Genomic DNA, 24,924 nt, shown 5'->3' with positions numbered 1-24,924 from the left:
TCACACCCGGGCCAGGATCGTCGCGGTGCCCAGCGAACCCCCGCAGCACATGGTGACAAGTGCGGTCTGCGCGTCCCGGCGCTCCAACTCGTGCAGCGCGGTGACCAGCAGTCGGGTGCCGCTGGAGCCGAGCGGATGGCCCAGCGCGATCGCCCCGCCGTTGACGTTGACCCGCTCCAGGTCGCTGTCGTACTGCTGGGCCCAGTTGAGCACCACGCCCGCGAACGCCTCGTTGACCTCGACCAGGTCGAGGTCGGCAAGCGTCATGCCGGCCCGCTCCAGCGCCCGGCCGGTCGCCACCACCGGCCCGTCGAGCAGGTAGTAGGGGTCGGCGCCGGTGACCACCTGGGCGACCAGCCGCGCCCGGGGCCGCAGCCCCAGCGCCCGGGCCCGGCCCCGGGACATCCACAGGATCGCCGACGCGCCGTCGGAGACCTGGGAGGTGGTGCCGGCGGTGTGCACCCCGTCGGGCACGTTCGGCGTGAGCTTGGCCAGCCCTTCCAGGGTGGTTTCGCGCAGCCCCTCGTCCCGGTCGACCCGACGACTGCCGGCGTCCTCGCCGTCGCCCGGCGCGTCGATGCCGACCACCTCGCGGTCGAAGTGCCCGGCCGTCCAGGCCGCCGCCGCGCGCTGCTGGGAGAGCACCCCGTACGCGTCGACGTCGGCGCGGGTGAGCCCCTGCCGGGTGGCGATCCGCTCGGCACCGCCGAACTGCGCTTTCGGCGGGTCGTCCCACGGATAGTCGGCGGTCTTGTAGTGACCCGGTCCGTTGTAGAGGTTGACGCCGATCGGCACCCGGCTCATCGACTCCACCCCGCAGGCGATGCCCACGTCTATCGCGCCGCTGCCGATCAGCGCGGCGACCAGGTGGTTGGCCTGCTGGGCGGAGCCGCAGGAGACGTCCACGGTCGTGCACCCGACCGCAGGATCCCAGCCGGTGCTCAGCCACGCGTTGCGGGTGACGTTCAGACTCTGCTCGCCCGCCTGGGTGACGCAGCCGCCCACCACCTGCTCCACCACGTCGGGCGTGACGCCTGCGGCGTCGATGACCGCGGCCAGCACGTGCCGGAGCAGCTCGACACCCTTCAGCCCGGCCAGCGCGCCGCCGCGTTTGCCGATGGGGGTACGGACCGCCGCGACGACCACCGGTTCGCGGTCCTGCGCGGTCACTGGTCCTCCAGCGTGATGGCGAGCTTCGGACAGGCGGTGGCGGCCTGCGTCACCTCGTCCCACAGCTCCTGCGGCGGGTTCTCCTGGAGCACGTAGAGGTAGTCGTCGTCGCGTACCTCGAAGACCGTCGGCGCGGCGAGCGCGCAGAGGCCGTTGCTGTCACAGCTGTCAAAGTCCACACGTACCCGCATCGTGGCCGTCCTCTCTCGGTCCGCACTCGTGTTCCACGGTAGTGGAGTACTCGTATCTCGGAAATACAAGCATCGTCTTTGCACAGACCCTTGTGTGTCTTCTGGAGCGTCGATACGGTGCGTACGGATACCCATGGCCGGCTCCGCCGGTGATCGGCGTACGGGAGGCCCCGTGGCTGTTCGTGAAGGCTTCACCCCCTGGCCGGCGGAGTTCGCCGCCCGATACCGCGAGGCCGGTTACTGGCGCGGTGAGGTGCTCGGTGACCTGCTCCGCCCCTGGGCCGACTGGCCCGACGAGGCTCGTGACCCGGGGCGTACCGCCGTGGTGACGCGCCAGGGCCGGCACACCTACGGCGAACTCGACGCCCGTGCCGACGAGTTGGCCGCGGGCCTGTTCGAGCTGGGCGTACGCCCCGGCGACGGGGTGGTCGTGCAGCTGCCCAACACCGTCGAGTTCCTGGTCACCTGCGTGGCGCTGTTCCGCCTGGGCGCGCTGCCGGTGCTGGCTCTGCCGGCCCACCGTCGGGCCGAGCTGACCTACCTGACCCAGTACGTCGGGGCCGTCGCCCTGGTGACGAGCGACCGGACGCCCGGCGTGGACCACCGCACGGTGGCGCAGGAGGTACGCGACGCCTGCCCCACGCTGCAACACGTACTTGTGGTCGGCGATCCCGGCCCGTTCCTGGCCTGGTCGCAGGTGCGCGCCCCGGCCCGGGAGCTGCCCCGCCCCGACCCGCAGGACGTGGCGTTCTTCCTGCTCTCCGGCGGGACGACCGGGCTGCCGAAGCTGATCCCCCGGACCCACGACGACTACGCCTTCCAGCTGCGCGCCACCGCCGAGGCGATGTCGTTCGACCACCGGCACGCCTACCTCGCCGCGGTACCTGTCGCACACAACGCCGCCCTCGGCTGCCCCGGCGTGCTCGGCGCGCTGCGGGTCGGCGGCCGGGCGGTGCTGGCCGCCAGCCCCAGCCCGGACGAGGTCTTCCCGCTGATGACCCAGGAGCGGGTCACCCTCACCACGGTCATGCCGGCCGTGCTGTCGCTGTGGGTCGAGACCGCCGACATGTTCGACGTGAACCTGTCCGATCTGGTCATCGAGGTCGGCGGGGCGGTGCTGCAACCCGACCTCGCCCGCGCGGTCCGTCCGGCCCTGGGTGCCACGCTCACCCACTGGTTCGGCATGGCCGAGGGGATGCTCTGCTTCACCCGTCCCGGCGACGGTGACGAGGCCGCGGCCACCACGCAGGGCACGCCGATGTGTGCCGACGACGAACTGCTCATCGTCGACGAGGCCGGTGAGCCCGTCGCGCCAGGTGAGGTCGGCGAGTTGCTGGCGCGCGGGCCGTGCGTGCTGCGCGGCTACTACGCCGTACCCGAGCACAACCGGACCGTCTTCACCCCCGACGGCTTCCTGCGCACCGGCGACCTGGCCCGGTTCGACGCCGATGGCCGCCTGGTCATCTCCGGGCGGATCAAGGACGTCATCAACCGGGGTGGCGAGAAGGTGATGGCCGACGAGGTCGAGGGGCACCTGCTGGCCCACGAGCGGGTCCGGGCGGCGGCGGTCGTCCCGTTCCCCGACCGGCGGCTCGGCGAGAAGACCTGCGCGGTCATCGTCGCCGACGACCCGGCGCCCAGCCTGGTGGAGCTACGCAAGCTGCTGCGGGACCGGGGCCTGGCCGACTACAAGCTGCCGGACCGGCTGGAGGTCGTCGAGGCGTTGCCGCTGACGAACGTCGGCAAGGTCGACAAGCGGGCCCTGGCCGCGGCGGTCCTCGGCGACCTGACCACCGCCGCCAGCAGGTAGCGGCAGCACGCCATGACGGCCTCCCTCGACGCGCCCGGGCGACCGGCGAGCCTGTGGCTGGACACGCTGCCCGCGTCCCTGCGGAAGCGGCGACCGGCGCTGTCCGGCGACACCCGGGCCGACGTGGTCGTGATCGGCGCCGGCTTCACCGGCCTGTGGACCGCCTACTACCTGACCGAGCTGGCGCCACAGACCTCCGTGCTGGTCATCGAGGCGGAGCACGTGGCGTACGGGGCAAGTGGCCGCAACGGTGGGTGGTGCACCACGGAGATGCCCGCCCTGCTGGCCAACCTGGTGCAGCGCTACGGCCCGATGGACGCCATGCGCTTCTTCCGGGCGGGCCAACGCACGCTCGACGAGATCGAACGGGTCCTCGCCGCCGAGGAGATCGACTGCGGGTGGCGGCGCGACGGGTCGCTCTACGTCGCCCGTACCCCGCCGCAGGTCGCCCGACTGCGGGCCTGGCAGGACATGCGCCTCAAGCTCGGCATCACCGACATGACGCTTCTGTCGGCCGCCGAGACCAGCGAGCGGGTCGGCATCGCCGGGGCGCTGCTGAGCGGATTCACGCCGCAGTGTGCGGCGGTGCATCCCGCAGCCATCGCCGCCGGGCTGGCGCAGGCGGTGGAGCGGCGCGGGGTGACAGTGGTCGAGGGCACCCGGGCGATCGAGCTGCGGCCCGGCCTGGTGGTCACCGACCGGGGCACGATCCGTGCCCGCAGCGTGCTGTGCACCACCGAGGCGTACACGGCCGGTCTGCCCGGGCACGCCCGCCGGGTGTTGCCGGTGATCTCCCGGGCGCTGGCCACCGAACCGTTGCCGGAACAGCTGTGGCGCGAGGTCGGTTGGCGGGACCGGGTCACCGTCGCCGACTCCCGCCACCAGTTCGCCTACTTCCAGCGCACCGCCGACGACCGGCTGCTGGTGGGCGGTCGCGGTTCGGGATACCGCACCGGGTCCCGACCGCAGGCGGCCGACCGCTCCGGCGAACGGGTCTACGCCCGGCTGCGCGAGTCCCTGGCCGAGAGCTTCCCCGCCCTGGCCGACGCGCCCGTGAGTCACCGCTGGAGCGGGGCGTACGGGATGCACCGCGACGGCGAGCCGGGCGTGGTTTACGACCGCGACAGCGGCCTGGGTCATGCCGGCGGCTACGGCGGCGAGGGCATCGCACTGAGCAACCTCGCCGGTCGCACGCTGGCCGCGCTGGTGACCGGGGTGAAGCGGCCGGAGACCCGGCTGTTCTGGACCGGGCACCTGTCGCGCCGCTGGGAGCCGGAACCGCTGCGGACCATCGGCGTACGCGGGGTCAGCGCGCTGGCCACCGCCGCGGACCGGTACGAGGACCGGTTCCGGCGTACGGCGCCCCTGGCCGGCGCCGTCATGCGAACCGTCCTGTGACCGTCTTTTCGAGAGGAACTCCGTGGCCGACGACTCCGTACCCCCGCTCAACGGTGGCACCCACATCAACCTGACGGTCCGCGATCTCGACCGCAGCACCGACTGGTACTGCCGGGCCCTGGGCTTCACCGTGGTCCGCGACGCCCGGCCGGTCGAGTCGGGGTTCACCTTCCGGACGCTGCTGCACTCCCGGGCGCTGACCTCCATCGTCCTCGGGCAGGCCGACCGGCCGGTCGAGGAGCCCTTCGACGAGCACCGGGTGGGGCTGCACCATCTGGCCTTCCACGTCCCCGAACGGGAGGACCTGCACACCTGGGTCGCCCACCTCGACGCGGTGGGCGTCGAACACGGCGGGGTGCAGGAGTTGTTCCTGGAGGCCGGACACGGCGTGTGGCTGCGCGATCCGGACAACATCTGGCTGGAGCTGTACTGGCTCAACGCCGACTACTTCATGCAGCGGATGCGGGAGCACCACCGGGCGCGGCGGGCCGAGCGCGTCGGCGGGCAGCAGTGACGCTGCCCGACGCCGTCGCCCGGCCCCGGATCGCCGCCGTCGACCTGGCCTGCTCCGACGACCCCTACCCGGAGTACGAGCGGCTGCGCGCCCAGGGCCCGGTCGTGCGGGGCGAGTTCGGGCAGTGGCTGGTGGTCCACCACGGCGCGGTCAGTGCCCTGCTCCGCGACGGCCGGTTGGCCAGCCACTTCCCCCGGGAGTTCATCCGGCTGACCCTCGGCCACGGTCCCGCGGCCGAGTTCCCCACCCGCATCGTGCTCACCCAGGACCCGCCGGAGCACACCCACGCCCGCCGGTTCCTCGGCCAGGCGTTCGGTACGCCCCGGGTCCGGGCGATGACCCCGGCGGTGGCCGCGCTTGTCGAGGAGCTACTCGCCCCGGCCCGCGACGCCGGTCGTCTCGACCTGGTCACCGACCTGGCCGTGCCGCTGCCGGTCACGGTGATCTGCCGGCTGATCGGCATCCCCGACGCCGACCGCGACCAGGTGCTGCCCCGGGTGATCGAGCTGGCCCAGGTCTTCGACGCGGCCAACCTCAAACCCGACGAGCGCGACGGTGTGGACGCCGCCGTCGCCTGGCTCCGCGAGTACGTCACCGCCCTGCTGCGGGACGCCACCCCCGGCGACTCCACCCTGGCCGGCATGTTCGCGGCGGCCACGCCCGAGGAGCGTGGGGACGTCGCCGCGATCGTCGACAACCTGCTGTTCCTGTTCCATGCCGGGTTCGAGACGACGATGGGGCTGGTCTCCAACGGATGCGTGGCGCTGCTGCGCAACCCCGACCAGTTGGACCGGCTGCGCCGGGACCCGACCCTGGTCCGGCCGGCGATCGACGAGTTCCTCCGGTTCGACTCCCCGATCCAGAACGCGATCCGGGTGGCCCGGGAGCCGATCGAGATCGGCGGTCACAAGATCAGGACCGGTCGGTCGGTGATGCTGCTGCTCGGCGCGGCCAACCGCGACCCCGCGGTCTTCGACCGGCCGGCGGAACTGGACCTGTCCCGCGCCCCGAACCCGCACCTGGGCTTCGGTGGCGGCCTGCACCACTGCCTGGGCACCGCACTGGCCCGGCTGATGGGCGAGCTGACGTTCACCGCGCTCGCCACCGGTTTCCGGGGCATCGCGCCCGACGGCGACGCCCTGCGCCGCCAGCACGGGAGCCTGCGCTCCTTCGAGCGCCTTCCGCTGGCCGTCCGCTCCGCGTGAGGCCGCTGCCCACCCCCCGTCGTTAAGGAGAGACCCGCATGGCGCAGTTGTCCACAGACGTTTACTGGCATTCCACCGAACCCACCGAGGTCGGCCCGCCGCTGGACGGTGACGCCTCCTGCGACGTGTGCATCGTCGGCGCGGGCTACACCGGGCTGTGGGCGGCGCACTTCCTCAAGCAGGCCGAGCCGGGCATGTCGGTGCGGGTGCTGGAGGCGAAGTTCGCCGGCGAGGGCGCCTCGGGCATGAACGCCGGGTTCGTGCAGATGACCGCCGGCAAGGTGCTGCGCCGGATGCTCTGGTACTACGGCGCGGAGAAGGCGGGTGGGGTGTACCGGGCGGTCGCCCGGTCGATCCTGGAGATCGGCCGGTTCTGCCGGCAGAACGGCATCGACGCCCAGTACGAGAACACCGGCATCCTCCAGGTGGCCACCGACACCAAGCAGCTCGCCCGGTTGGAGCTGCAGATCAAGCGGGCGCAGCGGGCCGGGGTGACCTCGTTCCGGCTGCTCGACCGGGAACAGGCGCAGGAGCGGATCGGCTCACCGACGGTCCTCGGCGCGCTGAAGGTCAGCGGCGCACTGCTCAACCCGTACCGGCTGGTGCGCGGGTTGGCGCGGGTGGTGCAGGAGCAGGGTGTGCTGCTGCACGAGCAGACCCCGGCGCAGACCATCGAGAAGGTCGACGGGAAGTGGCGGATCACCACGCCGCACGGCACGATCACCGCCAACGAGGTGATCGTGGCCACCGAGGCCATGCAGGGCGCGTTCCCCGAGCTGTACGCGCGCCAGATGCCGGTGTGGAACTACCTGATGGTCACCGAACCGCTTACCGACGAGCAGTTGGGCCGGGTGGCCTGGCCGGGGCGGGAAGGGGTGGCGAACTCCTTGTCGTTCTCCACCGCGGCCCGGCTGACCGCCGACAACCGGGTGCTCTGGGCCGGCGGCCTGTGGTACATGTTCGGCAACCGGGACACCGATCCCCGTCACCGTCGCAACGACGACGCCTTCGACAAGCTGGGCGCGTCGTTCCGGGAGTTCTTCCCACAGTGGCGCGACGTACGGTTCAGCCACGGCAACGGCGGGCTGATCAGTTGGAGCCACAGCTTCATCCCGCAGTTCGGCCGTACCGACTCCGGCATGGTCTACGGCCACGGGTACACCGGCAGCGGGATCGCGGCGAGCCACACCGGCGGGAAGATCCTGCGGGACCTGGTGCTGCGGCGTAAGACGGAGTTCACCGAGCTGGCGTTCGTGACTGTCAACCAGCCCAAGTTCCTGCCCGCCCCGTTCGGCGACAAGGGCGGCGAGTTCTTCATCTGGCGGCAGCGGGTGGGCGACCGGCTGCCGTTGCTGCTGCCGTACAAGTCGGCGCTGGCACCGAACCGGTTCTTCGCCCGCCGTACGGGCTCTCCCGAGCGGGCCACCGCAGGCCGCAGCAGCGACTGATCCACGACCGCGACACCGCCCGCTCGGCGGTCGGTGTCGCGGTCCGTCCGCGCCGGTCAGTCGGTGGCCGGCGCGGACGTGTCGGTCAGTCGGTGGCCGGCGCGGTCGCCGTGGCGTGCAGGGTGCGGCTCTGGCCCACCGCCAGGTCCCACAGGTCCTCGGCGGCACGCCCGCTGGCCTGCCACGCCTGCCGGGCCTGCCGCAGCGGCTCCAGCGGCGCCTCGGCGGAGAGCGCGAAGGTCCCCCAGTGCATGGTGGCCATCCGCTGGGCACCCAGGTCACCGCAGGCGCGTACGGCCTCCGCCGGATTCATGTGCAGCGGCTTCATGAACCAGCGGGGCAGGTACGCGCCGACCGGCATCAGGGCGAGATCCACCGGACCGCAGCGCTGCCCGATCTCGGTGAAGTACGGCCCGTAGGCGGAGTCCCCGGCGAAGAAGACCCGACGCACCGGGGCGGCGGTGGCAGGGTCGGCGTCGGCCTCCAGCATCCAACCGCCCCAGAGGCTCTGGCAGCCGTCGAAGAGGGTCCGGCGGCTCCAGTGGTGCACCGGTACGAACTGGAACTGCACCGCGCCCAGACGGACGCTCTCCCACCAGTCCAGTTCCTCCACGGCGGTGAAGCCCAGCCGGCGGAACCACCAGCCCAGCCCGCCCGGCACGAGCATCAGCACGTCGCACGGCAGCCGGCGGATCGTGGGTGCGTCGAGGTGGTCGAAGTGGTTGTGGCTGATCACCACGGCGTCCACCGGTGGCAGTGCCTCCCAGGGCAGGCCGGGTGGGGTGAATCGGGGCCGTACCCCGGGGATGCGCCGCGACCACACCGGATCGGTGAGCACCACGAGCCCGCCGATCTGGAGCACGAACGAGGCGTGTCCGACCCAGGTGGTCACCACCTCGCCCGCGCCGGCGCGGGGCAGCTCGGCAGCCGGCTGGACCGGGATCTGGTCGACCTGGCTGAGGTCGGGCTTCATCCCGCCCTCGGCGATCAGCTTGCGGACCGCCCGGGAGCCGGGCACCGGATGGGTCAGCCGGTCGGCGAAGCTGGTCGGCCAACTGCGCTTACCACGCCTTTTGGAAAGCATCCTGTCAAAGACGCGATAAACACTTCGCGGATATCTCATCACGTACCTCGATGCACTCGCCGGCAGACCCTGCACCTGCAACATTTGCGCCGTCAGCTAGATCGGATCGAGGGTATGCCGAGCCTGGTATTTGCGCTAGCGTCTCTCGCATGTCGGCGACAACACACACCGACAGGCTATCTTTGTCCTGTCTGGACGATTTGCCGCGAGACTTGTTCATCGCAGGCAAGTGGTCGGCTGCGGACGACCGTCGCCAATTGACGTCTTTGCGTCCGTCCACTGCAGAGACACTCACGACGGTTGCGCATGCCGGCGTCACCGATGTGGCCAGGTCCGTCGCCGCGGCCGGTGCCGCCGGCCGCCCTGGATCCCGATGGCACCGGATGTCGCCGGCGGCCCGGTCCCGGATGCTGCACCGGATCGGCGACCTGATCCTCGAGAACGCCGACCGGCTGGCTCTGCTCGACTGTCTGGACAACGGCAAGCCGGTGCGGGTGGCCCGAGCCGGCGACGTCCCGGCCGCCGCCGCGGTGTTCCACTACATGGCCGGCTGGCCCGGCCGGCTCAACGGCGAGAACGCCTCGATCTACACCGGCAGCCCGGAGCGGCACCTGGCGCTGACCGTACCGGAGCCGGTGGGTGTGGTCGCCGCCATCGTGCCGTGGAACTTCCCGCTCTACATGGCGGCGGCGAAGGTGGCCCCCGCACTGGCGGCCGGCTGCACCGTGGTGCTCAAACCCGCCGAGCAGACGCCGCTGTCCGCCCTGGCCCTCGCGCAACTGACGCAGCAGGCCGGGCTGCCGCCCGGCGTGCTGAACGTCCTCACCGGCGACGCCGCCACGGGTGCGGCGCTCGCCGCCCATCCGGGCGTCGACAAGGTCACCTTCACCGGTTCGACGGAGGTCGGTCGCAGCATCGTGCGGGGCGCGGCCGTCGACTTCCGCCGGGTGACCCTGGAACTCGGCGGCAAGTCACCGAACATCGTGTTCGGCGACGCCGACCTGCGGCAGGCGATCGACGGCGCGGCCCACGCGATCTTCTACAACCAGGGTGAGACCTGCGTGGCCGGTTCCCGGCTGTACGTGCAACGGCCGGTCTTCGACGAGGTGGTCGCGGGGATCCGGGAGCGGGCCGCGGCGATCAGGATCGGCGACGGGCTGGACCGGGACACCGAGATGGGGCCGCTGATCTCCGCGGAGCACCGCGCCCGGGTGCTGTCCTATCTGGACTCGGCCCGCACCGGCGGGGCCCGGGTCACCGGCGGCGAGGTGCCGGACTCGCCGGGCTTCTTCTGCGCTCCGGCCGTGGTGACCGACGCCGACCCGCAGGCGCCGGTGGTCCGCGAGGAGGTGTTCGGGCCGGTGCTGGTGGCCCAACCCTTCGACACGGTCCAGGAGGCGGTGGCGCTGGCCAACGACAGCCCGTACGGGCTCGCCGCCGGCGTGTTCACCCGCGACCTGGGTCTGGCGCACCAGGTCGGCCGTCGACTGCGCGCCGGCACCGTGTGGATCAACAGTTGGCACGTGCTCGATCCGGCGCTGCCCTTCGGCGGGATGCGGGGCTCGGGTTGGGGGCGGGAAATGGGCAAGGCGGGCGTCGACGCCTTTCTCGAAACAAAAACACTGATAAATGACCTCGGCAACCGTTCGTGGGGGCCGACATCTGCTTCGAAGTGAGTACCGGTCGCGCTCGGCGACCGGGCACATCGTGGGGAGGCATCGTGACAAGCGAAGAGCAGATGCTCGACATCTGGAAGAACATTTTCGGCCGCCAGGTGGGGCCGGACACCGACTTCTTCGACGACCTCGAAGGCGATTCGATGGCGGCAGCGGCCATCGTGCACTGGGTGAACATCGTCTTCGGCGTACAGCTACCGATGATCGAGGTTTTCGACCGGCCCACCCCGGCGGAACTGACCGGCGCGGTGGACGAACTACGGGCCGCCGCCCGGTAGCCGTCGCCCGGCTCGCACCTCTCCCTCACCGGTCGCCAGCAGTCACCGGTCGACCGCAGTTCAAGAACCCGTCCGGGGCACACCTCCGGGCGGGGGCATTCGTACCACTTCGTTGTCAACCGGCCATCCCGAGGGAACGTCATGGACATCGCCAGATCGGAGCACCACCCTTCGTCAGCCAGCGTCCCACAGGCCCCGCCGCCGGCACCGTCGCGCGCGGACGGTTCGGGGGCCCACTCGGCACCGTTGAGCGATCTGCAGTACGCGTACCTGCTCGGCGAGCTGGGCGATTTCCAGCTCGGTGGTCCTGCCCTCTTCTTCGAGGAATACGCCTGCCAGGAGCTGGACATCCGGGCCTTCAGCTCGGCCCTGCACCAGCTCATGCGCCGGCACGAGATGCTCCGCGCGTCGTTCGACGAAACGGGCCTGCTGCACGTCCAGGACGAGCTGCCCGTACCGCTGACCTACCGGTCGCTGCGCGGGCAGCCGGAACATGTCTGCCGGCGGCTGCTCACCCGCAACCGGGAGCGCTGCTACGACGAGGGACCGCCCCGCGGCCGGCACGCGCCGTTCGAGGTCTTCGTCTTCGCCCTGGACACCCACATCGTGGTGCAGGTCTGCGCGCGGCTGCTGGCCATCGACGGATTCTCGGGTGAGATCTTCGCCCAGGAGCTGCGGGCCCTGCTCGACGGCGAGTCGCTGCCCCCGCTGCGGTACACCTTCCGCGAGTACCGCAACGAGGTCGAGCGACGCAAGGACAGCGACGAGCACGAGCGGGCCCGCCGTTACTGGCTCGACCGCCTGGACACCCTGCCCGCGGCACCGGAGCTGCCGCGCCGCCGGATGACCGGCGACCCCAGCCCACGCCTGGTACGCCGGGTCTTCAAGCTCACCGCCGAGCAGTGGACAAGCCTTGCCGCGCGGATCAGGAAGAGCCGGCTCACCGGCACGATGGTGCTGGGCGCGGCGTTCTGCGAGGTGCTGCGGCACTGGTCGAAGAACCCCGACTTCACCATCAACATCATGTACGGCGACCGGCTGCCGTTCCACCCGGAGGTCGACAAGATCATCGGCAACTTCAGCAGCACCCTGCTGATGGAGTGCCGCCAGGGTGGCCAGGGCAGCACCTTCCTCGACCGGGCCCGCGCCTGGCGCCGGCAACTGCTCCAGGACATGGAACACTCCTCCTTCGGCGGAGTCTCCGTCATCCGTCAGCTCAACCAGCGCACGGGCAACGCCCGCAACGCGCTGATGCCTGTGGTGTTCACGAGCATGCTCGGCGTCGGGGATCCGGACACCGGCGTCTTCCTGGAGCATCTCGGCTGGCAGCGGCTGGAGGGCAAGGTCCGTACGCCGCAGGTCGCGTTGGACCACCAGGTCTTCGTGGCCGGCGGCGCCCTGGTCACCACCTGGGACAGCGCCGACGACCTCTACCCGGCGGGCATGATCGACGACATGTTCGCCGCCTACCGGTCCCTGCTGATCCGGCTGGCCACCGAGGACGACGCCTGGGGGATGGAGTCGTTCGATCTCACCCCGGCAGCTCAGCTCAAGGTCCGCGAGCAGGTCAACGACACCGCCGCACCGGCCCGGGTGGCCACCATGCACCAGCTCTTCGAGGAGCAGGCCGAGCGGCAGCCGGACCGGCTCGCGGTGATCGCCGACGGCCGGGAGATCACCTACGCCCAGCTGCGCGACCAGGCAAACGCGGTCGCGGCGGAACTGGTCGAGGCAGGCGTACGGCCGGGCGAGGTGGTCGGCGTGCAGGCGCTGCGCGGGGCACACCAGATCGTCGCGTTGCTCGGGGTGCTGATGGCCGGGGCCGCGTACGTGCCGGTCTCGCCACAGTGGCCGCGCCGTCGACGCGAGCAGGTGGCCGAGATCTGTGGACTGCGGGTGCTGCTGGCCGACCGCAGCATCCAGGACGAGGAGCCGTACGCCGGTGGGCGCAGCATCGACATCGCCAACGCCATCGCCCGGCAGGACGGTGCGGCGCGGCCGGCGGTGCAGACCAGCCCGGAGTCGTTGGCGTACGTCATCTTCACCTCCGGCACCTCCGGCACGCCGAAGGGCGTAATGATCTCGCACGGCAGCGTGGTCAACACGCTCGTCGACATCAACGAGCGGTTCGGGCTCAGTCCCCGCGACCGGGTGCTCGCCGTCTCCGACTACACGTTCGACCTGTCGGTGTGGGACGTGTTCGGGATGCTCGCCGCCGGCGGGACGGTGGTCGTACCGACCGCCGGGCAGGAGCGCGAGGTCACCCACCTCTACGAGTTGTGTCAGGCCACCGGCGTCACGGTGTGGAACAGCGTGCCGGCGTACCTGGCGATGTTCGTGGAGTTCGTCCGCACCAGCGGTCGACGTACGCTCACCGAGCTGCGGCTGGCCATGGTCAGCGGCGACTGGGTGCCGATCAACCTCGGCGCGGAGCTGGCGGAGATCGCGCCGCACGCGGCCTGCGTGAGCCTCGGCGGCGCGACGGAGGCGTCGATCTGGTCCAACTACCACCCGGTGCCGGTACGCGTACCGCCGCACTGGATCTCGATCCCGTACGGTCATCCGCTGCGCAACCAGCGCTTCCAGGTGCTCGACGCCGGCCTGCGGGACCGCCCGGACTGGGTGCCGGGTGAGCTGTTCATCGGCGGACGCGGCCTGGCCCTGGGCTACCTGGGCGACGACGAACTGACCGCCGCCTCGTTCCTGGTGCACCCACGGCAGCAGGAACGGATCTACCGCACCGGCGACTGGGCCCGCTACTGGCCCGACGGCACGCTGGAGTTCCTCGGCCGGGAGGACCCGCAGGTCAAGGTCAACGGCTTCCGGGTGGAACTCGGCGAGATCGAGGCGGCGCTGCTGGCCCACCCGGCGGTCACCGACGCCGCCGTGGTCACCCGCACCGACGGGCGGGCCGTGTCGCTTGTCGCCTTCGTCGCCTCGCAGACCCCGGCCGAGCAGCTGGTCACCCAGCTGAAGGACCACCTCGCGTCCCGGTTGCCGGAATACATGGTGCCGCGCAGCATCGACGTACGGCAGCGACTGCCGCTCACCGCCAACGGCAAGGTCGACCGGCGGCAGCTGGCCGAGCAGGCCGCCGGCGTGGGGGCGACCCGGCAGGTCGGCGACGACGCTCCCCGTACCAGCACCGAGCGGACGCTTGCCGCGCTGTGGCAGGAGCTGCTGGAGGTGCCGGAGGTCGGCCGCTCGGTCGACTTCTTCGCCTACGGCGGCAGCTCGCTACTGGCGGCACGGCTGATGAACCGCATCGAGCAGCAGTTCGGGCGACGGCTGCCGCTGGCCACGCTCTACACCTCGGGCACCATCGCGGAGATCGCCGCCCTGCTCGACCCGGCCTGTCACGCCGAACCGGCGGGCAACCTGGTCGCGCTCTCCGACAACGGGCATCGCCCGCTGATCCTGGTGCACCCGGTCGGCGGCGACCTGCTCTGCTACCGCCCACTGCTCGCCGAGTTGGGCGCCCGGCACCGGGTGCTGGGCCTGGCCGCGCCGAACCCGGCGCAGCCGGGAGTGACAATCGAGGAGCTGGCCGCCGGTTACCTGGCCGAACTCGCGCCCACGCTCGCGAACGAGCCGCCGGACCGGCCGATCCGGCTCGCCGGCTGGTCGCTGGGCGGCGTGGTGGCGTACGAGATGGCCCGGCAGTTGCGGCGGCAGGGCCGCGAGTGCGCCGTACTGCTCATCGACCCGTGGATCGGCTGCGGCGCCCACCCGACGGTCGACGACACCGCGCTCGTGAAGGCGTTCCTGCACAACCTCGCCGGTACGCCGGTGGAGGTGCCCATCGACCCGTGCACCCCGAACCTCGCCCAGGAGACGCTCCGCCGCATCTGGGCGGCCCCGCCCCCGCAGCTCAAAGAGCTGAAATCGGTGACGTACGCGGAGGTGCAGGCGATGTACGACGTCTTCGAGGCCAACACCCGGGCGCTGCTGCGGTACTCGCTCGTCCCCGAGGACGGCCTGGAACTGGACGTGGTGGAGGCGTCGCGAGGGCTCGTCGGCCCGGCGGCCGGCTACCTGTCGCCGCTGCGGCACGCCGCGGCCAAGCTACCGGCCCGCTTCCACATGCTGGAGGCCGATCACTTCACAGTGGTCGACGGCGAGCACGCCGACGCCGTCGCCCGGCTGATCGACGAGATGCGATAACCGGCACGGGCCCGCGACGACGTTCTTCACGTCGCGGGCCCGGATGTCGATACGGCGGCGGGCAACCGTGGTGCCGGAAGGTTGCCCGCCGGCCGTTGCTCCGTCGCCGGGGTTGCTCCGTCGCCGGGGTGTCAGGCGACGCCCGTGGCGGTGGTGAGCGTGGTGTGCAGGGCGTCGCGGATGCCCGGGCGGGAGCCGAAGACCAGCAGGAACGTCGCCTCCCGCACCAGTCGCTGGGCATGCTGGTCGAGCAGGACGGCCCGGCTGCCGGCGGCCACGGCCAGGTTCGCGCTGGCCCGCAGCGCCAACTCCGAGGCGGCGGCCCGGGCGGCGGGCATGGTCTCCGGGTCGGCGCTGTCGAGACGGTCCCGGACGGCGTCGAGCTGCGAGCGCAGGCGCGGCTCGTCCGCCAACTCGATCGCCCGGTCGGCCACGCCGAGCGCGAGCGAACCGTTGAAGCGCAGCGTCGCCGGGTCCCGCTGTCGCCACGCCTCCAGCGGCATCTGGTTGGCGACCCGGTCGGCAGGTACGAAGTGGTTGTCGAAGGTGACAGTCACCGTGCTGCTGGCGTTCACCGCCGACATGCGCAGCGGCTCGGTGGTCAGGGTGTCACTCGTCGCGGCGTCGACAAGCGCGAAGACCAGCGTGTCGTCGGAGAGCCGGGCGGCCACGTAGATCGTGTCGACAAGGCCCCAGCCGCTCACCCACGGCGCGGCGCCGGAGAACAGGAATCCCCCGTCGACCGGCGTGGCCGACAGCGCCGCCGGACCGGGCCGTACCGCCGCGCCGATCGCCAGCCCCGCCCGGCGCTGCCCGGTCGCCAACGGTTCCAACCAGGCCGCCCGCAGCTCGGCGTTGCCGGTGTTGGCCGCCGCCATCACCGCGTTGTGGTGCTGGGCCCAGAGGAACGTGGTGGTGAGACAGCCACTGGCGAGGGTCTCGATGACCCGGCACACCGCGGGGAAGCTCGGCAGGTCGAGGCGGTTGAAGTCCGGGGGCGCGGCCAGCCCGTAGAAGCCCTGCTCGGCGAGCAGGTCCAGGTGGGAGATGGGTACGCGGTCAGCGGCGTCGACCGCCAGCGCGGCCGGAAAGAACACCTCGTCGGCGATCTCGCGCGCCTGTCGCAGGCTCGTGGACTCGTCGATGGAGACAGTCACAGCAGTGCCCTCCGTTAACGGGGCCCCGAGAGGGGCCGGTGGTGCGGGCCCATGAGCCCGGTGGCCGCGTTGGCTGCCGCGGTGGCTGACCCGCCAACCACCAGAACTCGTCTTTACTAGCATCCTTGTGTGTCTGCAAAAGACGAGTCAATGCCCGTTATGATGCTAGGACATCTTTCCTGACAGATCACGCACCGGAGGGCGCCGTGGCAGGAGAACCTTCGTTCATCGAGTTTGCAGTCCCGGTTCCCGAACGCACCCGGGACTTCTACGAGGCGCTGTTCGGCTGGAAGTTCACGATGCTCACCCACGGGTCGTACATCGAGATGCCGGGCGCGCCCGCGGGCCTGGAGGCCGGCTCCCACCCGGACACCGACCCGCCGCACATCATCGTCTACTTCGCGGTCGACGACCTGGCCGCGGCCGTCGAGCGGGTCAAGGAGCTGGGCGGAGAGGTGGGCCCGCTGCGTCCGCCGAGCCCGGACTACGGCGCGTTCGCCGAGTGCCGCGACAACCAGGGCGTCGCCTTCGGCCTGCGGGAGCTCCCCAAGGCCAGCTGACCCGATGCGAGCAGTGGTGGTCGGCGCGCATCGCCGACCACCACCGTTCGTCTGGGTAGGAATTCGGGCCACCCACCACCCGGGCCGCCCAACTGATCGACTCCGTTACGGCGAAACGGCGGGTACCGGCCGCCCGGGACACCGCCACAACGCCGTAACGGCGGCCGCCAGACCGCTGCAGCGGCGGCGGGCCGGACTGCTGCGGCGGCTCAGGACGGGGAGTTCGGTAGGCGGTGCGGGTCGGCGACCACGGCGGCGGCCAGCTGCACGTAGTCCTTGACCAGTTGTTGCGCCCAGTCCGGGGTGAACCGGTCGCGGTCGCACATCAGGACGGCGGTGAGCGTCTCGTCCTGCGGTACGACGACGAACTCCAGCGCGAAGCGGCTGCGCTCCAGCTGCGCCTCCAGGTCGTCCAGCTCGTCGCCGCTCATGTCGGCGCGCGGCACGAACGACCCGAGCAGCTGGAACATGACGTCGTCGGTACGGCCCTCGCCGGTGACCGTGCCGGGCGGCAGCAGCTGCGCCGGCAACTCCTGGTAGCGCAGGCCCTCCATCACCACGTTTCGTACCTGTCGCAGCAGGTCGGTGAAGGGCTCGGCGTCGTCCACCCGCCCGCGCAGCAGCACCATGGAGACGAAGAAGCCGACGGTGTCGCGGACCTCCGGCCGGCTGCGGTTGGCGAACAGCGACGCCACCGTCAGGTCCGACTGGCCGGTGGCCCGGTGCAGCACCAGGTAGAACAGGGAGAGCATCACCGGGAAGAGGGTGGTGCGCTGCCGGCGGGCGAGCTGGTGCAGCCCCTGCACGACGTGTGCGTCGATGGTCAGCTCCACCGACACCCAGGCCGGCTCGTTCGGGCCGCGAGGGACCTCGGCACGCTCGGGCAGACGCACCAGTCGTGCGCCGTCGAGCTGACCGCGCCAGTGGTCGAACAGCGCTGTCGAGTCCGACCCGGAGATCCGCTCCCGCTGCCAGTCCGCCCAGGTGGCGTACTGCCAGCCGATCTCCGGCAGTTCCTCGCCCTGGTAGAGCGCCCGGATGTCGCGGGAGAGCAGCGCGTTGGACCAGTCGTCGCTGACGTAGTGGTGCATGGTCAGCACGAAGATGTGGTGCTCGGGGCCGACGGTGATCAGGGTGGGGCGGGTGGGCCACACCCCGAAGTCCACGGCGGTGGACAGCTCGGTGGCGATGTGTTCGCGGGCGGCCTGACGGGGGTTGGCGTGCCCGGAGGTGTCCACCCGGAGCAGCTCGACCGGACGCGGCGGGTTGATCACCTGGACGAGTTGGCGTTTCCGGGCGACGAACGTCGTCCGCAGCGACTCGTGTCGCTCGTGCAGCAGGTCGACCGCGCGTTGCAGGGCGGCGACGTCGCAGTCTCCGCGCAGGTGCCACACGACCTGCTCGTTGAGGGAGTGCTGCTGCCCTCGATAGTGGTCCATCAGCCACAGAAGGCGTTGACCCACCGAAGCCGGTTCCTCTCGCATGGCCGCGACGCTACCGCAGTACGCGTGTGGTTACGAGGGTTTCGAAGATACTCGAACAGTCTCCGCAAACACTCCTTGACACGAGTTTCGCGGAGCCCGAATAATCGGCGGCGGACGCGGGGCGTGCACGCCGTACCGGTCCGTCGGGAGGCCCCTATGACAGCCGTTCGCGCGCCACGGGTCAGCTTCGACGTCTCGGACCCTCGGCTGCTGGCCGATCCGTTCCCCACGTACGAGCAGCTGCGCCGCACCGGCGCCGTGCTCAGCAACGGGCCGGGGCAGTGGGTGGTGCCGGGCTACCGCGAGGTGGCCGCCCTGCTGAAGGACCAGCGGCTGACCAAGACCCTGCCGGAGCAGTACTACCGCTTCACCGTCGGTGACCCGGAGCTGAGCGGCTTCCTGTCCGGGCAGAACCTCGGCCAGCGCAACCGGCTCGCCAGCCGGGTACTGGTCAGCTCGTTCAGCCCCGGCCTGGTCCGGCGGCTCGGCGAACGCATGACCTCCCTCGTGGACGATCTGCTCGAACCCGTGCTGGCGACCGGCCGGATGGACCTGGTCGCCGACCTGGCGCTGCCCTTCCCGCTGATGGTGATCTGCGATCTGCTCGGGGTGCCGGCCGCCGACCGGTCGCTGCTGTGGCCGCACGCGGCGCAGCTGGTCCGGGCCTTCAGCGACGTGGCGTTCGGCAACGACCGGGACATCGACGAGGCGGTCCGGTCGCTGCGATGGCTGCGCGAATACCTCGGCGACCTGGTCGAGAACGGTCCGGGCGGCGACAACCTGCTGACCCGGATGGCGACCACCGAGTCGGACGGGCAGCGGCTGCGCCGCGAGGAGATCGTCGACAACGCCATCACCGTCTTCTACGCCGGCTTCGAGACGTCGATGGGCATGATCACCAACGGCATGGTCGCCCTGCTGGAGCACCCCGACCAGCTTGCCCGGCTGCGGGCCGGGACCGCCGGCACCGCCACCGCGATCGAGGAGATGCTGCGCTACGAGGCGCCGATCCAGGTGACCATGCGCAGCCCGCTGGAGCCGGTGGAGGTCGCCGACCGGGTCATCCGGCCCGGCCGCGTCCTGTATCTGCTGGTCGGGTCGGCCAACCGGGACCCGGAGCAGTTCGACGAGCCGGACCGCTTCGACGTCGGCCGGCGACCCAACCAGCACCTCAGCTTCGGTGCCGGCGTGTACCACTGCCTGGGTGCGGCCCTGGCCCGCGCCGAGGGCGTCGCCGTCTTCGATCGGTTGCTGGGTCGTACCCGTGCCATCGAACTCGACGGCGAGCCGGTGCGCCGGCCGCGCTTCAACTTCCGCACGTACGACCAGGTGCCGCTCGCGGTGCGGCCGGCGTGACGGTGACCAGCATGCGGCGCCCGGAACCGGCCGCCAGGAAGCGAGGACGGCGTTGAACCTGCACGACGACCCGGCCGAGGCCGCGTTCCGCGCCGAGCTGCGCGACTGGCTGCGGTCCCGCCTGCCGGACGACGACCCGTCCCGTACCTGGAGCACCGCCGAGCTGCGCGAGTGGAGCCGCGATCTCTCCGCGGCCGGCTACGCGGGCATCACCTGGCCCAGGGAGTACGGCGGACGTGGGCTCAGCGCCGCCTACCAGGCCATCTTCGTCGAGGAGACGGCCCGCGCGGGCGCGCCGGATCACATCAACATCATCGGCATGAACATGGTCGGTCCGACGCTCATCGCGCACGGCACCGACGAGCAGAAGGCGCGCTACCTGCCCGGCATCCTGTCCGGTCGTACCCTGTTCTGTCAGGGGTTCTCCGAGCCGGAGGCCGGCTCGGACCTGGCGGCGGTGCGCACCTCGGCGCGGCGGGCGGAGCCGGACGGCTACCTGCTCGACGGCGAGAAGGTCTGGTCCTCCTACGCCCATCTGGCCGATTACTGCCTGCTGCTGGCCCGTACCGGCCCCGCCGAGCCGAAGCACCAGGGGTTGACCTGCTTCCTGCTGGACATGCGGGCACCGGGTGTGAAGGTGTCGCCGCTGCGGCAGCTCAACGGCGACACCGATTTCAACCAGATCATCCTGACCGACGCGCGGGTCGACGACGCAGACGTCGTGGGCGAGGTCGGCAAGGGCTGGTCGGTGGCGTTGTCCACGCTGGCCCACGAGCGGGGCACGTTCGGCATCACCCTCACCGCCCGGTTGGTCGCGCAGTTCGACCGGCTGCTGCGGCTGGTACGCGAGGTCGGTGCCGAGGACGACCCGGCCGTCCGCCGCGAGCTGGCCGTGCTGCACGCCCGGTTGCAGGGGCTGCGGTTCACCGGCTACCGGTCGCTCGCCGCGCTGCGCCGCTCCGGCGAGCCCGGCGCGGAATCCTCAATCCTCAAGCTCGAATGGTCGCTGCTGCACCAGCGGGTCTGCGCGCTCGCGCTGCGCCTGCAGGGTCCGGCGGCGCTGCTCGACGGCGGTGACGCCGCCTGGCACGGGTACTGGCAGCGGCAGCGGCTGCGGAGCCGGGCCAACACGATCGAGGGCGGCACCTCCGAGATCCTCCGCGGGATCGTCGCCGAGCGCGTGCTGGGCCTGCCCAGGTCCCGCCAGTGACCACCGGCCCGCGACGACACGGAGATGACCATGGACTTTGCCCTCACCGATGAGCAGCGGGAGATCCGGCAGGCCGCCCGGGACCACCTGGAGCGGCACTACCCGCCGCTGCGGGTGTGTGCCCTGGCGGAGGGTCCCGGCGGGAGCGAGGCCGGTGCCTGGCCCGAGCTGATCCGGCAGGGCTGGCTCGACGACGACCTGGGCATGGTCGAGCTGACGTTGTTGGCCGAGGAAAGCGGCCGCTGCCTGCACCCCACACCGTGGTGGACGACTGTCGCGCTTGCCGCACCGTACGCCCGGGCCGCCGGGGAGCGGCTGACCGTCCCGGCCACCTTCGCCGACGGCGGCGGCACGGTGCGGGCCGCCCGCTCGCCGCAGGGGTGGACCCTCACCGGGCAGGTCGCGGCGGTCCCGCAGGCCGGCGCGGTGCGCTGTCTCGTGGTACGCGCCGACACCGATCAGGGGCCTGCCGTTTTCGCCTGCGACACCGGCTCCGCCGGACTGGTCGTGGCGGAGCTGTCCACGCTGGACACGTTGCGCCGGATGGCCCGGGTCCGGTGCGACGGCACGCCGGCACGGCTGCTCGTCGGGCCGGACCGCGCGGCGGAGGCGGCGCGTACCGCCCGGTTGCGCGGCGGGGTGCTGCTGGCCGCCGAGGCGGTCGGGGTCGCGGCGGGTGCGCTGGACATGGCCGTGGCGCACGCCCGCCAGCGGGAGCAGTTCGGGCGGCCGATCGGCAGCTTCCAGGCCGTGGCACACCAGCTGACCGAGGCGTACGTCGACACCGAGTCGGCCCGGTCGCTGGCCTACCGCGCCGCCTGGCTGGTGCAGCACGAGACCGAGGCGGGCGCGCAGGCGGTCGACGAGGCGGTGCTGGTGGCGCGCAGCGCGGCGGTACGCACCTGCGAGACGGCCATCCAGATCACCGGCGGAATGGGAGTGACCTGGGAGTACCCGCTGCACCGGTGGCTGCGCCGGGCGCTGTGGTTGGAGGCCTACCCCGGCTTCGGTGACGACCCGCACGACCGGGTGGCCGAGCGGCTGTTGCGGCGTGCCGACCCGGACGAGATCACCCCGACCGCACCCGACGGACGTTAGCGTGACGCAGTCCGTCGACAACCGAGGAGGCCGCAGTGGTCAGCCCCGAAACCGTCAGCAGCATCGCCCTGTCGCTCCCCGGAGCGCACCAGTCGGCGCACTTCGACGTGACCGACTTCCGGGTCAGCAACAAGATCTTCTGCACCCTGCCCCGGCCCGGAGTGATGGGGTTGCGGATCGACGTCGCCGAGCAGGCGGCGCTCATCAGCCAGGACCCGGCGACCTTCTCGGCGCCGAACAACAAGTACGGGCAGAGCGGTTGGACCTTCGTCGAGCTGGCGACGGTCGACCCGACACAGCTGCGAGAGCTGATCACCGATGCGTGGCGCCGGCTCGCGTCCAGGAAGTTGCAGGCCGAGTTGGACGAGGCCGATTCCTGACGCCCCGCCACGCGACTCCGGCGGCCGTCGGCCGTCGGAGCCTCACGCGAAGGGACGGAGACACCCGTGGGCACCAGGCGCACCATCGACGCCGATTCGATCTTCAAGCTTCTTGAGCTCGGCGACTACCTCCTGCCGTACACCATCCGGGCGGTATGCCTGCTCGGCGTGGCCGACCACCTGGTGGACGGGCCGATGCCGATGTCCCGGCTGGCCCAGGCGACCGGGACCCACGAGCCCACCCTCCGCAAGACCCTGGAGTACCTCGCGACCCGGGAGGTGTTCGAGCTGGTGGAACCGGACAGCGTGGCGTTGACCCCGCTGTCTGATCTGCTGCGCGAGGAGCACCCCTACTCGGCCCGCGACATCTTCCTCTCCCCGGTGGCGTGCACCCGGGCTATGGAGGGGCTGCCCGAGTCGATCCGCACCGGTGGGCCCGCGTTCGACGTGGTGCACGGCCGGTCCATGTGGGAACACCTGCGCGACCAGCCCGAGGACGGCGAGGCCTTCGACAAGGTGATGAGCGGGGTCACCAGCATGGAGTTGCTGGCGGTGCTGCGGGCCTGCGACTGGCAGCGCTTCGACAGCATCGTCGACGTCGGCGGCGGCAACGGTGGGTTCCTGGCCAGCCTGCTGCGCCGGGTTCGCGGTGCCAGTGGGGTGCTGTTCGACCTGCCGGGTGTGGTGGCGAACGCCCCCGCCGTGCTGGCCGCCGCCGGAGTGGCCGACCGGGTGGAGGTGGTGCCGGGCAGCTTCCTGGAGGGGCCGATCCCGCCCGGCGGCGACGCGTACGTGCTCAAGCGCATCCTCTACAGCTGGAGCGACGACGAGGTGGTGGGCATCCTGGGCCGCGTCCGGGCCGCGATGAAGCCGCACAGCCGGCTGTTCATCATGGAGGCCGGACGGCAGGAGGCCGAGGTGCCGGCGTTGGCACGCCGCATGGACCTGCTCATGCACACCCTCACCGCCGGCGGCGCGCGGACCCTCGACCAACAGCGCGAGCTGCTGAACCGCGCCGGCCTGGAGTTGGTGCGCAGCATCTCCACCCCGATGTTCCCGATCATCGAGGCGGCGCCCGCGTGACCGGCCCGCTCGCCTGGCTGGACCGGCCCGACGAGCGGCGCGGCATCCGGTTCGCCGAACCCGACGGATCGTGGCGGCTCTGGTCGTACGCCGAACTGGCCGACCTGGTGCGCCGGTACGCGACGGCGCTGCGCGACGCCGGGGTGGACGCGGGCGACGTGGTGTCGATAGTGGAAACGACCGGTCCACGGTTCGTGGGGCTGCTGTTCGGCAGCATGCTTGCCGGTGCCGCCGCCTCACCTGTGGCACCGCCACCACCCTTCGGTGACCGGGAACGCTGGGCCGAGCACCTGCGTGGCGTGCTGCGGGCCAGTACGCCCCGGCTGGTCGTGCACGACCCGGCGCTGCCCCTGGTGGCCGAGGTCTGCGCCGGGGCGGGCGTGCCCGCGTACGACGGTGAGGGGCTGCTCGCCGGCGTCGACGGCCGATGGGCGGCGGCACCGACGCCGGATGGGCCGGCGCTTGTGCAGTTCACCTCGGGCAGCAGCGGTCGGGTACGCGGGGTCCGGGTGCCCCGTCCGGCGCTTGCCGCCACCGTCGCCGGCATCCAGCGGTGGCTGCGGATGACCCCCGACGACCCCACCGCCTCCTGGCTGCCCGTGCACCACGACATGGGCCTGGTGGGCTGTCTGCTGGCACCGGTGGCCACCGGGTCGGACCTGTGGCTGATGTCGCCGGGCGACTTCGTCCGCCGACCGCTGCGCTACCTGGAGTGCTTCGGCCGCCACGGTGCCCGACTGACCGCGATGCCGGCCTTCGGGCTGGACCACATCATCCGGCGGGTGCCCCGCAACGCCCTCGCCGGCATGGACTTCTCGGCGTGGCGGGCGGTGATCGTCGGCGCGGAGCGGATCCAGCCCGCCCTGCTGACCGAGTTCGTCCGCTTCGCCGCACCGCACGGGCTGCGCCGCGAGGCGCTGCTGCCCGCGTACGGGCTGGCCGAGGCGACGCTGTCGGTGACGGGCGTACCGCTGGACACCGGCTGGCGTACCGCCACCGTCGGGCAGGGTGAGGTGGTGGGTTGCGGGCGTCCACTCGCCGGTGCGCAGGTGACGGTGGTGGACGACGACGGCCGGGTCGTCGTCGACGGCACGGTCGGCGAGATCGTGGTGCGTGGCCCGTCCGTGGCGGCGGGTTATCTGCCGGCGAACGCCGACGGCACAGCCAGCGGCACCCGACTGGTCGACGGGGAGGTGCACACCGGCGACGCGGGTTTCCTCGTCGACGGGGAACTGTTCGTGCTGGGCCGCCTCGGTGACGGTGTGAAGGTGCGCGGGCGGATGCTCCTCGCCGAGGACGTCGAGGCGGCGGTCGTCTCGGCCTGCGGTGCGCCGGTCGGGCGGATCACCGCCCTGCTCGGGCAGGTCGGTGACGCACCCCGGGTGGTCCTGCTGCTGGTCCGACCCGAGCCGGGCTGGCTGTCGGCGGCGTGCGCCGCAGCCGAGGTCGCCGCGGAGGGGGTGCCGGTGGAGGCGGTGGTCGTACCGGCCGGCGCGGTGGCCCGCACCAGCAGCGGCAAACCCCGCCGTCGCCTGATGTGGCAGGACTACCTGGCCGGCCGACTCCGCTCCGCCGAGCCGGTACCGGCCGGACCGCCCGCAACGCCCTGACCGCCCGCTCCGGGCCGGAGCCGGGCCGGCAGGGCGGCGGGCCGACGG

At 71.8% G+C, this 24,924-nt stretch carries 20 protein-coding genes; 15 read left to right on the top strand and 5 right to left on the bottom strand.

From position 1 onward, the window contains the following. Complete coding sequence (locus C1A38_RS06015; protein ID WP_102656824.1) at positions 1-1,170, bottom strand: steroid 3-ketoacyl-CoA thiolase; 1,170 nt, start codon at positions 1,168-1,170, stop codon at positions 1-3. After that, entirely contained in the window at positions 1,167-1,361 is a 195-nt protein-coding gene (locus tag C1A38_RS06010; RefSeq protein WP_013731222.1) for a ferredoxin, read from the bottom strand. The genes C1A38_RS06015 and C1A38_RS06010 overlap by 4 nt, the downstream gene beginning before the upstream one ends. Before the next feature lie 133 nt (positions 1,362-1,494). Here C1A38_RS06010 and C1A38_RS06005 point away from each other — a divergent pair, with 133 nt between their 5' ends. The 5 genes from C1A38_RS06005 to C1A38_RS05985 are packed head-to-tail and all read left to right on the top strand — an operon-like array spanning position 1,495 to position 7,736. Next, positions 1,495-3,171 carry a (2,3-dihydroxybenzoyl)adenylate synthase gene (locus C1A38_RS06005; protein ID WP_233196660.1) on the top strand — a complete coding sequence of 559 codons (1,677 nt, stop codon included), beginning with the start codon at positions 1,495-1,497 and terminating at the stop codon, positions 3,169-3,171. 12 nt (positions 3,172-3,183) lie between these two features. After that, entirely contained in the window at positions 3,184-4,569 is a 1,386-nt protein-coding gene (locus C1A38_RS06000; protein ID WP_102656823.1) for an NAD(P)/FAD-dependent oxidoreductase, read from the top strand. A gap of 22 nt (positions 4,570-4,591) precedes the next feature. Continuing rightward, entirely contained in the window at positions 4,592-5,083 is a 492-nt protein-coding gene (locus tag C1A38_RS05995) for a VOC family protein (RefSeq protein WP_102656822.1), read from the top strand. Beyond that, complete coding sequence (locus C1A38_RS05990) at positions 5,080-6,288, top strand: cytochrome P450 (RefSeq protein ID WP_102656821.1); 1,209 nt, start codon at positions 5,080-5,082, stop codon at positions 6,286-6,288. Before C1A38_RS05995 ends, C1A38_RS05990 begins: the two co-directional genes overlap by 4 nt. A gap of 38 nt (positions 6,289-6,326) precedes the next feature. Then, a complete protein-coding gene (locus tag C1A38_RS05985; RefSeq protein WP_102656820.1) occupies positions 6,327-7,736 on the top strand; it encodes an NAD(P)/FAD-dependent oxidoreductase in 1,410 nt (469 codons plus the stop codon). Between the two features lie 85 nt (positions 7,737-7,821). Here C1A38_RS05985 and C1A38_RS05980 read toward each other — a convergent pair whose 3' ends face one another. Then, on the bottom strand, positions 7,822-8,820 hold the full coding sequence (locus tag C1A38_RS05980) for an MBL fold metallo-hydrolase (RefSeq protein ID WP_233196659.1): 999 nt from the start codon (positions 8,818-8,820) through the stop codon (positions 7,822-7,824). A gap of 50 nt (positions 8,821-8,870) precedes the next feature. On the opposite strand from C1A38_RS05980, the gene C1A38_RS05975 reads away from it, so the two are divergent. The 3 genes from C1A38_RS05975 to C1A38_RS05965 all read left to right on the top strand — a co-directional run bounded on the left by C1A38_RS05975 (position 8,871) and on the right by C1A38_RS05965 (position 14,938). Continuing rightward, positions 8,871-10,496: an aldehyde dehydrogenase family protein gene (locus C1A38_RS05975; protein ID WP_353505509.1), complete on the top strand. Its 1,626-nt coding sequence runs from the start codon at positions 8,871-8,873 to the stop codon at positions 10,494-10,496. Between the two features lie 44 nt (positions 10,497-10,540). Next, on the top strand, positions 10,541-10,774 hold the full coding sequence (locus C1A38_RS05970) for an acyl carrier protein (protein ID WP_102656819.1): 234 nt from the start codon (positions 10,541-10,543) through the stop codon (positions 10,772-10,774). 246 nt (positions 10,775-11,020) lie between these two features. Further along, entirely contained in the window at positions 11,021-14,938 is a 3,918-nt protein-coding gene (locus C1A38_RS05965; protein WP_102656818.1) for a non-ribosomal peptide synthetase, read from the top strand. Between the two features lie 131 nt (positions 14,939-15,069). On the opposite strand, the gene C1A38_RS05960 is transcribed toward C1A38_RS05965, so the two are convergent. Further along, positions 15,070-16,095 carry an acyl-CoA dehydrogenase family protein gene (locus C1A38_RS05960; RefSeq protein WP_102656817.1) on the bottom strand — a complete coding sequence of 342 codons (1,026 nt, stop codon included), beginning with the start codon at positions 16,093-16,095 and terminating at the stop codon, positions 15,070-15,072. Positions 16,096-16,301: 206 nt separating this feature from the next. Between C1A38_RS05960 and C1A38_RS05955 the strand changes: the two genes are divergently transcribed. Further along, positions 16,302-16,655, top strand: a complete 354-nt coding sequence (locus C1A38_RS05955; RefSeq protein WP_013731211.1) for a VOC family protein — start codon at positions 16,302-16,304, stop codon at positions 16,653-16,655. A gap of 209 nt (positions 16,656-16,864) precedes the next feature. On the opposite strand, the gene C1A38_RS05950 is transcribed toward C1A38_RS05955, so the two are convergent. Next, positions 16,865-18,139 carry a condensation domain-containing protein gene (locus tag C1A38_RS05950; RefSeq protein WP_102656816.1) on the bottom strand — a complete coding sequence of 425 codons (1,275 nt, stop codon included), beginning with the start codon at positions 18,137-18,139 and terminating at the stop codon, positions 16,865-16,867. A gap of 156 nt (positions 18,140-18,295) precedes the next feature. On the opposite strand from C1A38_RS05950, the gene C1A38_RS05945 reads away from it, so the two are divergent. The 6 genes from C1A38_RS05945 to C1A38_RS05920 all read left to right on the top strand — a co-directional run bounded on the left by C1A38_RS05945 (position 18,296) and on the right by C1A38_RS05920 (position 24,876). Further along, complete coding sequence (locus tag C1A38_RS05945; RefSeq protein ID WP_102656815.1) at positions 18,296-19,495, top strand: cytochrome P450; 1,200 nt, start codon at positions 18,296-18,298, stop codon at positions 19,493-19,495. 52 nt (positions 19,496-19,547) lie between these two features. Beyond that, the gene (locus tag C1A38_RS05940; RefSeq protein ID WP_102656814.1) at positions 19,548-20,705 is read left to right on the top strand and encodes an acyl-CoA dehydrogenase family protein; all 1,158 of its coding nucleotides are present in this window, start codon (positions 19,548-19,550) and stop codon (positions 20,703-20,705) included. Between the two features lie 30 nt (positions 20,706-20,735). Further along, on the top strand, positions 20,736-21,803 hold the full coding sequence (locus C1A38_RS05935; RefSeq protein WP_102656862.1) for an acyl-CoA dehydrogenase family protein: 1,068 nt from the start codon (positions 20,736-20,738) through the stop codon (positions 21,801-21,803). Positions 21,804-21,838: 35 nt separating this feature from the next. Continuing rightward, positions 21,839-22,183, top strand: coding sequence for an MmcQ/YjbR family DNA-binding protein (locus C1A38_RS05930; RefSeq protein WP_013731206.1), 345 nt, complete (start codon positions 21,839-21,841; stop codon positions 22,181-22,183). A gap of 66 nt (positions 22,184-22,249) precedes the next feature. Then, a complete protein-coding gene (locus tag C1A38_RS05925; protein ID WP_102656813.1) occupies positions 22,250-23,266 on the top strand; it encodes a methyltransferase in 1,017 nt (338 codons plus the stop codon). Next, entirely contained in the window at positions 23,263-24,876 is a 1,614-nt protein-coding gene (locus C1A38_RS05920; RefSeq protein ID WP_102656812.1) for an AMP-binding protein, read from the top strand. Before C1A38_RS05925 ends, C1A38_RS05920 begins: the two co-directional genes overlap by 4 nt. Positions 24,877-24,924: the final 48 nt, after the last annotated feature.

Origin of the sequence: Verrucosispora sp. ts21 (assembly GCF_002879555.1) — a bacterium.
Lineage (GTDB): Bacteria > Actinomycetota > Actinomycetes > Mycobacteriales > Micromonosporaceae > Micromonospora > Micromonospora gifhornensis.
Note: the sequence above shows the minus strand (reverse complement) of the source record. Positions and strands in the feature narration are given on the sequence as shown.